15 protein-coding genes are annotated in these 13,990 nt (G+C 42.4%); 4 read left to right on the top strand and 11 right to left on the bottom strand.

The genetic code is table 11. From position 1 onward, the window contains the following. Window positions 1-3: 3 nt before the first annotated feature. The 3 genes from AAEY94_RS01380 to AAEY94_RS01390 all read left to right on the top strand — a co-directional run bounded on the left by AAEY94_RS01380 (window position 4) and on the right by AAEY94_RS01390 (window position 3,723). Complete coding sequence (locus tag AAEY94_RS01380; RefSeq protein ID WP_059747866.1) at window positions 4-687, top strand: response regulator transcription factor; 684 nt, start codon at window positions 4-6, stop codon at window positions 685-687. Then, window positions 680-2,008 carry an ATP-binding protein gene (locus AAEY94_RS01385; RefSeq protein ID WP_350976709.1) on the top strand — a complete coding sequence of 443 codons (1,329 nt, stop codon included), beginning with the start codon at window positions 680-682 and terminating at the stop codon, window positions 2,006-2,008. Before AAEY94_RS01380 ends, AAEY94_RS01385 begins: the two co-directional genes overlap by 8 nt. Window positions 2,009-2,187: 179 nt before the next feature. Beyond that, window positions 2,188-3,723 (top strand): DUF3300 domain-containing protein, encoded by a 1,536-nt coding sequence (locus tag AAEY94_RS01390; RefSeq protein WP_350976712.1) that lies wholly within the window; start codon window positions 2,188-2,190, stop codon window positions 3,721-3,723. A 106-nt stretch (window positions 3,724-3,829) separates the two neighbouring features. Here the strand turns inward: AAEY94_RS01390 and AAEY94_RS01395 are convergent, their stop codons facing one another. The 7 genes from AAEY94_RS01395 to AAEY94_RS01425 all read right to left on the bottom strand — a co-directional run bounded on the left by AAEY94_RS01395 (window position 3,830) and on the right by AAEY94_RS01425 (window position 9,675). Further along, window positions 3,830-5,233 (bottom strand): ATP-binding protein, encoded by a 1,404-nt coding sequence (locus AAEY94_RS01395; protein ID WP_350976714.1) that lies wholly within the window; start codon window positions 5,231-5,233, stop codon window positions 3,830-3,832. Window positions 5,234-5,319: 86 nt separating this feature from the next. Then, window positions 5,320-5,979 (bottom strand): response regulator, encoded by a 660-nt coding sequence (locus AAEY94_RS01400; RefSeq protein WP_162022611.1) that lies wholly within the window; start codon window positions 5,977-5,979, stop codon window positions 5,320-5,322. Between the two features lie 16 nt (window positions 5,980-5,995). Beyond that, window positions 5,996-6,874 carry an FAD:protein FMN transferase gene (locus AAEY94_RS01405; protein WP_350976717.1) on the bottom strand — a complete coding sequence of 293 codons (879 nt, stop codon included), beginning with the start codon at window positions 6,872-6,874 and terminating at the stop codon, window positions 5,996-5,998. A gap of 74 nt (window positions 6,875-6,948) precedes the next feature. After that, window positions 6,949-8,247 (bottom strand): DUF3570 domain-containing protein, encoded by a 1,299-nt coding sequence (locus AAEY94_RS01410; protein ID WP_350976719.1) that lies wholly within the window; start codon window positions 8,245-8,247, stop codon window positions 6,949-6,951. Beyond that, window positions 8,238-8,477, bottom strand: a complete 240-nt coding sequence (locus tag AAEY94_RS01415; protein WP_162022608.1) for a DUF4266 domain-containing protein — start codon at window positions 8,475-8,477, stop codon at window positions 8,238-8,240. The genes AAEY94_RS01410 and AAEY94_RS01415 overlap by 10 nt, the downstream gene beginning before the upstream one ends. 4 nt (window positions 8,478-8,481) lie before the next feature. Beyond that, complete coding sequence (locus AAEY94_RS01420) at window positions 8,482-8,994, bottom strand: TlpA family protein disulfide reductase (RefSeq protein WP_350976723.1); 513 nt, start codon at window positions 8,992-8,994, stop codon at window positions 8,482-8,484. Between the two features lie 114 nt (window positions 8,995-9,108). Next, window positions 9,109-9,675 carry a cytochrome b/b6 domain-containing protein gene (locus AAEY94_RS01425; RefSeq protein WP_101085505.1) on the bottom strand — a complete coding sequence of 189 codons (567 nt, stop codon included), beginning with the start codon at window positions 9,673-9,675 and terminating at the stop codon, window positions 9,109-9,111. Window positions 9,676-9,811: 136 nt separating this feature from the next. On the opposite strand from AAEY94_RS01425, the gene AAEY94_RS01430 reads away from it, so the two are divergent. After that, on the top strand, window positions 9,812-10,213 hold the full coding sequence (locus tag AAEY94_RS01430; RefSeq protein ID WP_350976725.1) for a hypothetical protein: 402 nt from the start codon (window positions 9,812-9,814) through the stop codon (window positions 10,211-10,213). A gap of 16 nt (window positions 10,214-10,229) precedes the next feature. Here AAEY94_RS01430 and AAEY94_RS01435 read toward each other — a convergent pair whose 3' ends face one another. The 4 genes from AAEY94_RS01435 to AAEY94_RS01450 form a co-directional block, all read right to left on the bottom strand. Further along, window positions 10,230-10,439, bottom strand: coding sequence for a DUF3565 domain-containing protein (locus tag AAEY94_RS01435; protein ID WP_101085508.1), 210 nt, complete (start codon window positions 10,437-10,439; stop codon window positions 10,230-10,232). A 109-nt stretch (window positions 10,440-10,548) separates the two neighbouring features. Continuing rightward, window positions 10,549-12,015, bottom strand: coding sequence for a ribosome biogenesis GTPase Der (der, locus tag AAEY94_RS01440; RefSeq protein ID WP_101085510.1), 1,467 nt, complete (start codon window positions 12,013-12,015; stop codon window positions 10,549-10,551). Window positions 12,016-12,118: 103 nt separating this feature from the next. After that, window positions 12,119-13,354: an outer membrane protein assembly factor BamB gene (gene bamB / locus AAEY94_RS01445; RefSeq protein WP_101085512.1), complete on the bottom strand. Its 1,236-nt coding sequence runs from the start codon at window positions 13,352-13,354 to the stop codon at window positions 12,119-12,121. 12 nt (window positions 13,355-13,366) lie between these two features. Further along, window positions 13,367-13,987, bottom strand: coding sequence for a tetratricopeptide repeat protein (locus AAEY94_RS01450; RefSeq protein ID WP_101085514.1), 621 nt, complete (start codon window positions 13,985-13,987; stop codon window positions 13,367-13,369). Between the last annotated feature and the right edge of the window lie 3 nt (window positions 13,988-13,990).

Raw genomic sequence — 13,990 nt, forward strand, 5'->3', positions numbered from 1 at the left:
CTCATGAGATTATTACTGGTCGAAGACGATTTAGCCCTACAAGCAAACATCAAACAGCACCTTATCGACGCGCAATATACTGTTGATGTCGCCAGCGATGGTGAAGAAGGCTTATTTCAGGCTCAAGAATATCAATACGATGTCGCCATTATCGACGTCGGTTTGCCTAAGCTTGATGGCTTGTCATTAATCAGTAAGTTACGTGAGCAAGACATTAGCTACCCGATCATTATTTTAACCGCTCGAGACAGTTGGCAAGATAAAGTGGTCGGTTTAGATGCCGGCGCAGACGATTACTTAAGTAAGCCGTTTCAGCTAGAAGAACTTGTCGCACGAATTAATGCATTAATTCGCCGCTCCGCAGGTAAAGCCAGTCCAGTGATTCAAAATGGTCCCTTTAGCATTAATACCCGCAGTTTAGAAATTAAAAAGAGCCTGCAAATAATTAACCTTAGTGGTTCTGAGTACAAACTATTTGAATACCTGATGCTGCACCCAGGGTCGGTACATTCCAAAAGCAGTTTAATTGAACACATTTATGATCAGGATTTTGATTTAGACTCCAACGTGATTGAAGTGTTTATCCGTCGTTTACGTAAAAAACTCGACCCCGACAATCAATATCAATTAATTGAAACACTGCGTGGTCAGGGCTATCGACTGCGTCAATTAGACCCTGATGCGTAAACTACTCAGCTCGCTTAAAGTCCGCATTGTGATCAGTGCGTTATTACTGATTTTGGTATTATTGCCTATTATCGGCATAACCGTTAATAACGCCTTTGAAACCCAAATTAATGTCGCGGCAAAAAACCAGTTAAAAGCCTATGTTTACTCTGTTTTAGCCATGGCAGAAGTGGAAGATAACCAATTACAAATGCCGTCTCATTTACTTGAAAACCAATTCAATGTGATTGGTTCAGGGCTTTATGCGTTAATCACCACCAAAGATAATCAGCTACTGTGGACCTCAAACTCATTTCTCGGCCTCAACACCCCGATTAACTTACCCAAGCCCGTAACCGGTAGAAGTACCTTCGACTCGATATTGATTAATGATAAACCGCAGTTGATATACAGTTTTAGCGTGAGTTTTGCCACCAGCGAACAGCCTTTTACCATGACGCTGCACATTATAAAAAACCAACAAGAATACCTACAACAAATCCAAAAGTTTTCTAACACCTTATGGACTTGGTTGCTAGTGTTAACCGCCTTATTGGTTATTGTACAGCTCAGCTGGTTGCTATGGACCCTAAAACCTTTAGGCCAATTTAGCCAAGAACTCAGTGCGGTAGAACAAGGCACATCAATGCAACTCAGTACCCGCTACCCTGTGGAATTGCAAAAAGTAGCGCAACAGTTAAACACCTTATTACAAACCGAACAAAATCAACGTAAACGCTACCGTAATGCGTTAGCCGATTTAGCCCACAGTTTAAAAACACCTTTAGCGGTAATCCAAACTCAAGCTGATTTAAGCGACGCCTCGATGGAACAAATTAACCGTATAAACCAAATTATTGCTTACCAACTAAAGCGGGCACAAAGCGCGGCTGGCAGTGCTTGGCACTTAGGGGTTAATGTTGACAGTATTGCCGTTAAATTAGTCAGAACCTTAAGTAAGATATACCAACATCAAAACCTGACCATTGAGTATCACCCCAACGAACAAGCCCGCTTTAAAGGCGATGAAGCAGACTTAACAGAAATACTTGGTAATGTGCTCGACAATGCCTGCAAAGCCGCGAAAACAAAAGTGACATTAACCCTTACACAGCAAGATAGTCAGCTATGCATGACAATTGAAGATGATGGAGAAGGTATTCCGAAAGATAAACAGCAACATATTTTTGAACGGGGGATCCGTGCAGACACTTACACTCAAGGCCACGGGATCGGACTGGCAATCGTTAGAGACCTTGTCGACAGTTATCACGGTAAACTTACTGTTGGCCAATCGGCATCATTGGGTGGCGCTCAATTTGAGTTTACTTTCCAACAATAAACGCCTGCTTTAGATTGCCGTTATATACTATTTGTTTAGTTTATCTATCTAGCTTATTGCTCTTGCTTACTCCTCTCGCATAGTTCTAGCTTATTAACTTCCGTTATAAGCTTTCAGCTTATGTTCATTTTCGGCCCGTTATGATGAACCTAACAGTCATCAATGACGCTGGAGATAACATGAAAAAAGCCATTCACGTACCCGCTCAGGCATTGCTCGCCTTAGCCTTGGTCTGTATGCCATTAACCAATGTGCAAGCGGCGCAACCAACTAATTCATACACTTATACAGCAGAAGATGATGTGGTGAGTGATGCTGAGTTGGCACAAATGCTCGCGCCAATAGCGCTATATCCAGACAGTTTATTAACCCACATATTAATTGCGTCAACGTACCCATTAGAAATTGTCCAAGCCAAACGCTGGTTATCAAACCAAGGTAACCGCGACACCAACCAAATTATGACCGAGGTAGAGTCGCAAGACTGGGACCCAAGTGTCAAAGCCTTGGTAGCATTTCCCAATGTATTGCAGCGTTTAAATGATGATTTAGCGTGGACTCAAAGCGTAGGCGATGCCTTTTTGCAAGATGAAGGCCGCATGCTAGACACCATTCAATCATTAAGACAACAAGCTGATGAAGCCAACAACTTAGCCGACCTTGAGCAAGTAAAAGTGTCGCGGGTTGAGCGCCGGATTATGATTGAATCAGTTCGCCCAGAAATTGTTTACGTGCCTTATTACGACAGCCGTATCGTTTATGGCAACTGGCGCTGGAATCGTTATCCACCGGTTTATTGGAATGCACCTGCTTACGTACATTATCGCCCTAACCACAGTGCTATTTACTGGGATAGCGGAGTACGTATTAGCTTTAACTTCTTTTTTAGTGGTTTTCATTGGCATGATCGCCGTGTAATTGCGGTACCAGTAAGTCAAAACTACCGTTACTACACACCACGAAAAATAAGCTACAGCCAAGGTGCCCAACATTGGCAACATAAACCTAAGCATCGCAAAGGTGTGGCTTACCACAGCCAAGTGATCAGCAAACGTTATAATGGCCATTATGAGAAACGTAACAAGCAGGTAAGTTATTCACGCGAAGCCAAACGCCAGCAAGCCAATGAACCTCGTCATTATTCCACCAAGGTGAATGATCAGCGTAAAGACATAAACCATAGCAGCAAGCAGGATAAGCGTAGTGACAAATCAACGTTAAGAAGTGTAGGCCGCAATGAGCCGATTGAGCACAAAAGTAGCCAGCTAAAACGCGAGTTAAGCCAGCAACGTCAACCAGCAGCACAAGTAAAATCATTTGAGCGCAAAGGTGAGCCGATGAAGTCAAACTACAGTCGCCAACGCGATGTGGCCCAAACTAAGCCTAAGTATGAGACAAAACCAGTGGCGAACATAACAAGCAAGCCGCGCACTCAAGAATTACAACAAGCTCAACGTAACACTCGAGTTGAAACATCGCGCCAGCCGCAAGTTAACGCGATGCGCAATCCACAACAGCAAGTGAAACCAATACGCAGGAGTGAACCACAAAAGCAGCAAGTTCGCGAAACAACTCGATCGACGCCTCAGCAAGCTTCGCGATCAATGAGTCAGCAGCGTGATAATACATCATCACGCCGTGCAAGCCAGTCAAGAGACACCGGACCTTCAAGAGAAAAACCGTCAAGAGAAAAGCCTTCAAGAGAAAGACAGTAAACAGTCAAAAAAAACAGCGATCTAAAGCACTAAACAACACGAGTAGACCTTGCCTCTCGTGTTGTTTTTTTTATATATAAAATCAATAAAGTTATCAGTTCGCACACTAAATCTGAGTATGAGGTAAGACGATACAAACATTTAAGCCATGAGGTTCTACTTTGCTAAAAGTCAATTCACCATGATGTAAACTGATAATATGCTGACAAATTGATAAGCCTAAACCCGCACCATGTGAAGCGTTTTCATCAACACGATAAAAGCGGTTTTTGGCTAAGCTGATTTCCTCATCTGACATGCCCCGGCCTTGATCAAGCACATAAATTTTTGTCTGTTGCTCGTCCTGAGTAACCTTAATGGTTATTAAGGATTCTTTAGGACTGTATTTACAGGCATTTTCGATAATATTTTTCAGTACTAATTCGATGTAAAACGGATCGGCATTAATGGTCATATCTTTAGGAACAACGATATACCACTCGTAATCGGCAATGACGTGTACTAGTTGATTTATCACATTCTCAATAATATCTTGTAGCTTACAATCGGTTTTATTTAACGCCTCTATCGCATCCACTCGTGATAACAACAACAACTGCTCCACTGTATGGCTAATGCGGTTTACACCCTCGCCTATGGCTTCTATATATGGCAACGTTGCCTGCTGAATTTGTGGCATTTGGCTAGACAATACATCGCTTAAGCCATCGCTGTGTAACTTAATAATCGCTAATGGCGTTTTAAGTTCATGGGCGGCATCGGCACTAAAACGACGTTCACGGATCATCGTCTCGCTAATGCGCAGCAAGAAGCCGTTAAGGGCTTTTTGCGTTGATGCTAACTCCTTCGGTAAAGTGAAATTGATAGGGGTTAGGTCTTGGGCTGAGCGGTTATCTAAATGACGTTCTAATAACTTAACCGGTTTAAATAAGTAATAAGTTAACAACAACATGAAAAACATCATAATGGGAGTAATGATTAACGGCGAGCGCCAAGTGTTGCTGATAATTAATGACACGATCTCTCGTCGAACATCATCACGCTGTGCGGTTACAATCCATACCTGATGCGACGATGAGAAAAAGCTGTACACATGCCATAACTCATTATCGATGCCACGAGTGTCATAGCCTTGGATGAAATTGGTTAGCTGTTGCTCGCCAGAACTATCAGAATACGCGAGTAACTGCCCCGAGTTGGACAGTAATTGAAATGATAATTTATGCTCATAAGACAAGGTGACAGGATTAGATTGATCAGCAAAGGTTTCTATTTTTGAATCCGCAACATGGAACAAACTTGGCTGCTGGAGCAATTGTGCCAGTTGAGCTTCTGTTAAATGTTCGACATAAAACTGTTCCAACATTTTGGCGGTTTGCACCATCTGCGCATCAAACAATTCTTCGACTTCATGCATAGCATCACGCGTACTGAGTATGCTCGAAAAGGTTACCGTAAGAACAATCCCCACCAGCATAATCAAACTTAATAATAATCGTAATGAAAACATAATATCCTTATTGTATTAAGTGTAATTAAGTCGCTGTTTGGCTGCCCAGCATTTACTTCATCTACCCTATCTAACTCATAATAAAGCTATACCGTTTCAGTTAAAATATAGCCTATACCGCGCACGGTTTTGATCAGCTCAGTGGCCGTTTTTTTACGTAGATGATGAATATGCACTTCAATCGAGTTGCTGCCCACTTCATCCCAGCCATAAGTTAGCTGTTCAAGTTGATTACGGGTTAACACGCGACCTGCTGATTGAGCAAATTCGAGTAACAATTGATATTCACGGCGTGAAAGCGACACTAACACATCGCGAAAATGCACTTCACAACGGGCAAAGTCGATGTTGAGAGCACCATAGCTAAATTGGTTATTATCTAGGCCATGTTGACGTCGAATAATCGCCTTAAGCCTAGCAATTAATTCCCTCACATCAAAAGGCTTACTTAAATAATCATCAGCACCAATATCTAAACACATTAAGCGGGTGTCAAAATCTGTATTTGCGGTCAACACAATAATAGGTAATGAGATACCATTTTTACGCCACTGTTTTAATAAGTCTGCACCATTGCCGTCGGGTAAACTTAAATCGAGAATAATGGCGCTAAAATCTTCATTTCCTAAGGCGATTTGGGCTTGATTATATGATGCTAAATGATCGACCTGAATACCTGATTTAGCTAAGCTCATTACGATGCCTTGTGCTAACAACTTATTATCTTCTACTAATAACACCCGCATTCAGTACCCTTATTCATTAACGAAACACCTTAAAATCGACACCTTGTTGCTGTAAAAAACCTTCAGCATCCGGTCCTTTTAGCATCGACATTGTGGCCAACATTCCAGCCATAACACAATTGGGCGCCAGCACAGTGACCGATAATGGCGCTTGCTCTACAGGGTAACCCTTTTTAGGATTAATAATATGCCCATAACGTTTACCGTCCACCTCTATATAGCGCCGAGTAGTACCACTAGTGGCTAACGCCCCCTGGCGAATGGTTAACAGTGCCGCAGCGTTATCAAGATTATGAGGGTTTTCAATCCCCACCTGCCAGCCATCGATTTTGGTGATCAGGCAAGCAATATCACCACCAAAGTTGACTAATACCGATTGCTTTGGCCAACGACTCGCTAATATTTGTGCGGTGCGATCCACCGCATATTCCTTACCGATACCGCCAAAGTCGACACTCATGTCTGCAGGCATGCAAACGGTCTTATCCGTCAATGCAATGCGATCAAAACCCACCTTAAGCAAAGCGGCATCAATATCAGTTTGTAACGGCACACGATGGTTACCATCAAAACGCCATAACGCCATTAATGGACAGGCACTGATATCAAATGCTGATTCACTTAATTGAAAACATTGTTGAGCAAATTGCAATAAATGCACTGTCTCGGCATCAATTGGGGTCGTTTCACCTTGGGCATGATTTAACTGCCACACCACGTTAGCTTCAATAAAACGGCTGAATTTATGTTCTATACGCTTTGCTTCGTCATAAGCAATAGTCAGCATTTGCCTCGCAATGTACTCGTCATCAACTGCCATTAATAATTCACATGGGCTAGCCATAGCATTAAATGAACCTAAAAAGCCCCAAGGACGAGGCTGTAAGCTCATCATTTTTGGGGCTTTTGACATTGTTGTTAGTGGTTCAAGCAAGTTAAATTACTCTGTTTATTGATGATACATTCATCTTAAAACGAATAACTCACTTGAGCTACTATCGCTTTCACCGCTGGGAATAAATCGTAGTTTTGTAGCTGACCAGGTATCTCAGTACCATTATTTTCAGGATTTTGCTGATAATACTCAATACGATAACTTAATTCATGGCCACCCGATAAACGCTGACCAAATTTAAGTCCTATGGTGTAAGCCGTCATATCACCAATGCGATAATCGGCGCTGGCATACTCTGGTATTGCATCGCCACTCATCAAGAATGGTTGATAAAACTCAGCTGCTTGCTGCTGGTAATAACGTAAGTGCAATTGTGCGTACATAGTTGGACTAAAATTATATCGGTAATGCGTTTCTAAAGTATGCGATTGAATATCCCAATCATCAGTACTATAGCGATATGAAAAATCGACTACGCCAGAATCCAGTGCACCTTTGGTGAGTAAAAACACACTGTGCTTAAGGCGTGAGTCTGGACGATTTTCATAACGATAAGCTTGTGTTTGACCGTTAACATCGACTTCACTAAGGATCTTATACGGGTCGGTCATGTAGCCTGACACGCTTGATAAACCATAGTTAGCTTGCATCAACCAATTACGATTAATAATCTGAGTCACGCCAAACATGATATCACTGGTTTGTTTAGTATCATCACCCGCTAAACGCGTTTGATCAAAGGCTGCTTGATAATCGGTATCACTGGCATAATCGCCACGAAACACCATTTCTGACATTGCCACAGGACGACCGCCAACAGGGTCAACCACATCATTGGTAAATGCCCCCGATAACGACAACGTAGTGTTATTTTTATTAAAACTACGTTCAAGACCCGCGTTAATGCCCATCGAAAGATAATCAAACTCTTTTGAACCGTACACACCTACGTTACCGGTCCAATCTTGATTAAGCACTTCTTGCCAGTTAGCGCTAAGCTGAACACGAGTATCATGAAAGGTATCATCCAGCGGTGTTTCGCCAGCGCTGACAGTATATTGGCCATCACCTGACGGACGCGTGAAAGTTTGACTGTCACTTTGTGCAACGGCACCAGAAGCTGATGCACCAGTTAAACTGTCGACCACAATTTTAAGGTCCAATAACGAACTGTCACCAAAGGCTTTTTGTACATTACCAATCGCTTCTGCAGCTTGAACACGGTCTTGCTCGCCATAATACATAATGGCAGCATCGACCTTCCAATCATCATTGGCAGGAATCGGTTCTGCAGCACTGGCCTGTTGGTTTAATAAACTACAGCTTGCTAATGCCAACGCACTGGCAATACTTTGCTTAGATGTTAGTTGCATCCACAACCTCCGCCCGCTAATGAGCGACCACCACTAGTACCTTCTTTACTAAAATAAATATGGTCATCTAACGCGAGATCAAGTTTTTCGCTGTTCAACGCCATATCAGCACGGGCTAATTGATCTTTTTCCCAAGGTTGTACACCTAAGTTCGAACAGCCAACCAAACTACTGACAATGGCTAATGCCACCACAGCTTTGGCAAAGGGTTGATAAAATGCTTTTGTCATCAATTTACTCCTGTAACAACATTTGGATTTCTTGTTCATAGGCGGGAATGTTTTCGGTAAAAAACCCCATGTGAGTTTGCACTAATTCACCTTTACGATTGAACAAAAAGCTACTTGGCATACCTTGTAACTCAAAGGCTTGGGCAATATCACCTTCAGGGTCAAAACGAAGATTAAATGTTGCCGGCAGTTTGCTCAAAAACTCATGGGCTAATGCGGTATCAACATCAAGGTTAATTGCGACTACCTCTAAACCTTGTTGTTGATATTTAGCCTGGATGGCATTCATCCACGGAAATGATTTACGGCATGGAGCACACCAAGACGCCCAAAAATCAACATAAACCACTTTGCCAGCAAATTGTTGCAGACTGACACTTGCGCCTTGTTGATCTAACACATCATGTTCTAATGACGGAGCAGCTTGAGCTTGGGCATTAACACCTAACCCTATCGCTAAACTTAACGCTATAAACTTAATGTTACGAAAATGACAAAATAACCCAATTGACATCATATTTTCACCTAATAAACATATTGCAAACAACATAGTCCACCAATCTTAAGATTCACTTAAGCATTGTAAAGATATCGTAAAGACAATTTATGCCATTAAAAAAAGAAAATAACATTAGCCTCCAATCATTTTCGACACGATGCCTTTATCGTTACCAGACTCGGCCACTAAAATCCCTGCTAAATGTAAACTTATAAAAGGGATGAAATACCACAGTGCCAACTTATGAATTGTTTCAGCCTGTTCTTCTATTGCCTCTGGACCAAACTTGAGTAACAAACCTGTTATTACAGAGAACGCTATGCCAGCATAAAATACCCAATACACCCATGCCTGAAACTTTTGCTTTGTCGTAGCTTGGCGCGAAAAAGGCGACGGATAATGCAGACCAAATTTAGCCATATAAACAAACCGAGCAAAAACAAATACGCCCACCGCATAGCCAAAATAAATATGCCACTGGAACATAACGCCACGAATACTTTTAGCAATGCTCACCGCTTGTTTATCGGTAATAATGACATCTAATTTCGCTAAGCCTTGGTGAATTATGGCGGCCATATGGTTTTTTTCCATCCACCCAAGCCTTAGTAATACGGTTAATAACATCACCATCATGGTCAATGCCAACCCCCAATGAATAAGACGATGGAATAATGGATAAGTTGTCTGTGTTTGCATATAAACCTCGGTAGGATTGCGATGATGGGGCCATTATCACGCCGGAATCTTAACAATCACTTATGGATAACAATAATCGAAAAAGAATCTAAAACATGACACTATGGCGATAAAATAACTTTGAACGAACTCACACATGACTCATTTCCTGCACAATACCCGACAAATGGCGTTATTCCTTGCAGGTTTAGGAACTTCATTGGGCGGACTTTATACTTTATTCCCACAGTGGGCTGTCGAAAACCTTAACCAGTTAACCTATCACTCCAGTGACACAATATTTATTCAGCATTGGGGATTTATGGTATTAATGGTTGGATGCAGTTTTTTTATTGCAATGTTCCGTTCAGCTTGGATAAAACCGCTGTTTTGCATTGCGCTCATTGAAAAGCTGTTTTTTGTTAGCTTGGTATTGAGTCATGCCAATCAAGATTTTGTCGATGGTTTTTGGTTATCAATGGTAATGGACAGCATGATATGTACTTACATTGCCGCGTATTTATGGTGGTGTCGAGCCACTGGTGATTTAACGTATTAAGATAGGTAAACTCAATTTAACCGAGACTATCTGGCGGTGCCGCGACATCGCATTTTTTACAAATAAGGATCATTCCTAATTGCTGTTGCCGACCTTCTACTGTCATTACCCAAGGGCGAACAGTCCAAGGTGGATTATGGCGTACATGTTGAAAATGGCCGCAACCTAATTCTGCCACCCAATGATGTTCTTCATCCAAATGATAACCGGTAATTTTTTGCTGCATCCTAGTTCACCCAATCTTTAATACCAATTCTAATAGACGGTAAACACCTACAAAAAAGCCTGAACAAGTCAGGCTTTTTGAGTAATAAGTAACTTAAATAACAACGAGGTTACTTAGTACGATCGCGAATGTGGCTCATTGCACGCTTACGACGACGCTCTTGACCCACGGTCAACTTCTCAGTTCTACCTTCAAACGGGTTAGAACCTTCATGGAAACGTAACTGAATTGGCGTACCGACTACTTTTAATGAACGACGGAAATAGTTCATCATATAGCGCTTATACGAATCAGGTAGTTTCTTAACTTGGTTACCATGAATAACCACGATTGGTGGATTATAACCGCCAGCGTGAGCATATTTAAGCTTCACACGACGACCATTCACCAATGGTGGTTGGTGATCATCTTGCGACATTTGCATAACGCGCGTTAGCATTGATGTACTTACGCGACGTGTCGCACTGTCGTAGGCTTCTTCAATTGACTCATATAAATGACCAACGCCAGTGCCATGTAATGCCGAAATAAAGTGAATACGAGCAAAATCGATAAAGCCTAAACGGCGATCAAGTTCGCTTTTAACACGGTCTTTGACTTTTTGATCAATACCGTCCCACTTGTTTATCGCAATCACCAATGCACGGCCTGCGTTTAAGGTAAAACCTAATAAACCAAGATCTTGCTCTGCAATACCTTCGCGTGCATCGATAACTAATAATACTACGTTAGCATCTTCAACCGCTTTCAAGGTTTTAATTACCGAGAATTTCTCTATAACTTCATTTACTTTACTGCGACGTCGAACACCAGCAGTATCAATTAACACGTACTCTCTACCTTCGCGTGACATTGGAATGTAAATACTGTCACGAGTGGTACCTGGCTCGTCATAAACGACGACACGTTCTTCGCCGAGGATACGGTTAATCAGTGTTGATTTACCCACGTTAGGCTTACCAATAATGGCGAGCTTAATCGGTAAGTTTTGTAGGCGTTCTTGTTCTGCTTCCGCTTCTTCTTCAGTATATTCACGTTCAACTTGCTCGCCTTCTTCGTCGAGTTCGCGAACAATACCCATAGCTTCGGCATAAGGCGTTAGTGCGTAGTCAATCATGTTGGTTACACCACGACCTTGCGCGGCAGCCATTTGATAGACTTCACCTAAACCTAGAGACCAAAATTCACCACAAGCTGAATCGGCATCAATACCATCAACTTTGTTGGCAACCACAAAAGTGACTTTATCACGGCTACGTAAATGCTGAGCAATCGCTAAATCGGCAGCGGTCATACCAGCACGAGCATCGGTCATAAATAATACGACGTCAGCTTCTTCAATCGCGGCCAATGACTGTTCAGCCATTTTGGTTTCGATCCCTTCTTCGCTGCCATCAATACCGCCAGTATCAACAACGATAAACTCGTAGCCAGCTAAAAATGCACGGCCGTACTTACGGTCACGTGTTAAACCTGGGAAATCAGCGACTAACGCATCACGAGTACGAGTAAGACGGTTAAATAATGTCGATTTGCCGACATTCGGTCGCCCTACAAGGGCCACAACAGGGATCATGATTTTGCCTCTAAAAAACTTTTCAATAAAAAGCCCCCGGAACGCTTCCAGGGGCTCTAGTAAGGACATTATACCTTAATTAACGCAAAAATAGTGCTATGACTTATTCCGCATCAGTTTCAGTATCTTCCTCAACATTCATTTGCTCTTCTTTGTTCAACGTAACAATAGCGACTTTGCCGCTACGGCCTTGAACATAGATTTTGTCACCCACCACTAAAGGTTGGGCATATAATCCATCACTATCAACTTGAACTCGGCCAACTATATCGCCGCTGTTACGGTCAATAAAATGCAAGTAACCTTCAAAGTCACCGACAACAATATAATTATCAATTACTGCAGGGGCTGTTAACTCACGGTTTTTAAGGACTGAAGTGCTCCATAACTCTAAACCATTACGGCGATCGACAGAGTAAATACGGCTATGATCATCGACCAAATACAGGCTAATACCTGCAGCGGCTAAATCATTAAAGCTTGAATATTTACGCGACCAAACTACGCGACCGCTACGAAGTTCCATAGAGACTAAGTTACCATTGTAACTAGCAACATACAGATTTTCGCCCAGTATTAATGGCGTCATATCAATATCAGCCATCCGGGTAAACTCATTTGCACCGGTTGGACTAAAAACGGCTTGTTCCCAAGCAGCTTGGCCATTACTTTTAACGACAACTGCGACTTTACCGTCAGCTGTTCCCAAAAAGAAACCGCCCGCTTCATACGCAGCAGAACCTGTACCTCTTAAGGTAAGATTTGGCAGTTGCATTTCATAGGTCCATAACTTTTTACCATTATCGATATCAAATGCTTCAAATGCGCCTTTACTGGTATTTACCGCGACAACATCTTCTGCCACTGTTGGTGCCGATAATAACTCGCCATTTGCTTGCGCAGACCACACAACGTCACCCGTTGCTTCGTCAAGCGCAACCAATAAACCGGTTTCGCCACCAACAAACACTTTATTACGTGCAGCGGTAACACCTGCAGCTAAAAGAATACCCTTGGTTTTGGTTTCAAGCTTATCTTCAAAGACATCATTGAAGTCTTTTTTCCAAAGCTCATCACCGGTTGTTTCATCAAAGGCAACCACAATACCGCTACGATCGGCGACAAACACCTTGCCGTAACGAACGGTAGGACGAAGTTGAGAGTAATAATCCCCTACACCGTCGCCGACACTGGTATCCCAAGTAATCTCAGGAAACACGGTTGCTTGTATATCAACTAATTCACTCACTGGCTCTTCTTCAACATCACTTGAAGAACAAGCAGACATAAGAGCAACACTTAACCCAACGGCAAGTAGATTTTTACACCACGACTTCATCGGCTAAATTCCTTATGCCTTGTTTAGATTGTCTAATTTCATGGTCAGCGCTGGACTGGCTAACGCGCCACCATTATCCACTGCTGCTTGATAAGCTGATTTGGCTTTATCCAAATCACCTTGACGCACTAAAAAGTCGCCTTTCAATTCTTCACGTTGTGAAGCAAATGCTTTATCAGTCACTTGATCTAACGTCGCTAACGCCATGCCTATATTGTTTTGTTCTGCTTGAATACGTGCTAAACGAATCATCGCTACCATACCCAAACCAGAACCTGGTTGGGCAGCAATTATCTTAGTAAATGAGGCTTCAGCTTTAGCTAAATCACCCGCTTCAACCGCTGACTTTGCTACCATCAATTCAAGCAATGCTTGATAACCTTGCTGATCATGTTCTGATGCAAAGCTTTCTGCCTGAACCAATAACGCAGCAGGGTTAGCCGACTGTGTCACGATAGACTGAAACGACTCTGAAGCTTCTTCAGCCGCCGTCACTTTCATGTCTGAATATTCGTTCCAACCATATAGACCGCCAAGGCCTACTACGGCACCCACAATAATTGAGGTACCATAATCTTTCCAGAACTGCTTGATAGCATCTACTTGTTGTTCTTCTGTGCTATAAATTTCCACTTG

This window comes from Shewanella sp. AC34-MNA-CIBAN-0136 (assembly GCF_040309945.1).
Taxonomy (GTDB): Bacteria; Pseudomonadota; Gammaproteobacteria; order Enterobacterales; family Shewanellaceae; genus Shewanella.